Source organism: Paratractidigestivibacter sp., from assembly GCF_052362415.1.
Taxonomy (GTDB): Bacteria; Actinomycetota; Coriobacteriia; order Coriobacteriales; family Atopobiaceae; genus Paratractidigestivibacter.
In genome coordinates, this window is sequence record NZ_DAWEMK010000083.1 from 1,664 (window position 1) to 2,855 (window position 1,192).

Genomic DNA, 1,192 nt, shown 5'->3' on the forward strand with positions numbered 1-1,192 from the left:
TGCTCGCCCAGGAACCACAATATGGAGTCGGACACGTTCGACTTGCCGGAGCCGTTGGGGCCCACGACCACGTTGAGGCCGGGGTCGAAGACCATCTGGGTCTTGTCCGCGAAGGACTTGAATCCCTTGAGTGTGAGCGACTTCAGATACAAGCGAGTGTGCCTTTCGGGGTGCGGGCGCGGGAGGCGCGGCTAGTTGGTGAAACCCTCGTGGTCGAACTCGCCCTCCTGGGCGTAGCCGAGGTTGACGAGGGCGTCGGCCGCCGCCGCGCTCTCGGAGGACTTCTTCGAGTGGCCCTGGCCGCGGCCGATCCTGCGGCCCTCGACCATGGCGACCGAGGTGAACGTGGGCGTGTGGGCGGGGCCTTCCTCAGAGACGAGCTTGTACTCCGGGCCGCAGCGCATATCGCGCTGGGTGACCTCCTGAAGGCGAGACTTGGCGCTGATGGGCTTCTTTGCGAGGTCGGTGCTCACGTGCGGGCCCAGCGTGCGCTGCACGAACTCATGGGTGGCGTCGTAGCCGGCGTCGAGGTAGAGGGCGCCCACGATGGACTCGTAGACGTTCTCAAGCGCGGAGTGCATGCCCCGGGCCTGCGTGCCCTTCTCGGACTCGCCCATGACGATGAGAGGGGCGATGCCCAGGTCCTCGGAGATCATCGAGAGCATGTTGCCCGAGACCAGGGCGATCTTGAGCTGCGAGAGCTCGCCCTCGTCCATCGACGGGAAGCGCTCGTAGATGTCGGTCGCCACGATGGCGCCCAGCACCGAGTCGCCGAGGAACTCGAGGCGCTCGTAGCTGAGCTTCGTGCGCGCCCCCTCCACGGCGGAGGGGTGCGTGAGCGCACGCTCGAGCAGCGTCTTGTCCGTGAACACGTGGCCGCAGATCTGCTCCGCGGCCTCCACGCGCTTGTGCATCTTCAAGAGCCCGCCCCCGCGCCTACTCGGCGTTCTTGATCGCGTCGACGACCTGGCCGATGGTCGCGATCTTCTCGACGTCGTCGTCGTCGAGGGTGAGGCCGAACTCGTCCTCGAGGGCGGTCACGAGCTCGAGGAGGTCGAAGGAATCGGCCCCGAGCTCCTTCAGGTTGGTGTCCTCGGTGAGCTCGACGCCCTCGGCGACCTCGAGGGTCACGCCGACGACCTGGATGACCTGCACGAGAATCTCCTTGCGCACCATGGATCCTACGTGGGCG

Annotated in this window: 3 protein-coding genes; all 3 read right to left on the reverse strand. The window is 66.4% G+C overall.

The window, feature by feature from the left end; genetic code table 11:
* Positions 1-95: AAA family ATPase (locus tag ACT84W_RS08065; protein WP_444328838.1), on the reverse strand; the 95-nt coding region annotated here is incomplete at its 3' end.
* 96 nt (positions 96-191) lie between these two features.
* Entirely contained in the window at positions 192-920 is a 729-nt protein-coding gene (gene rnc, locus ACT84W_RS08070; RefSeq protein ID WP_417574972.1) for a ribonuclease III, read from the reverse strand.
* 16 nt (positions 921-936) lie between these two features.
* On the reverse strand, positions 937-1,192 hold a 256-nt coding region (locus ACT84W_RS08075), incomplete at its 5' end, for an acyl carrier protein (RefSeq protein ID WP_444328833.1).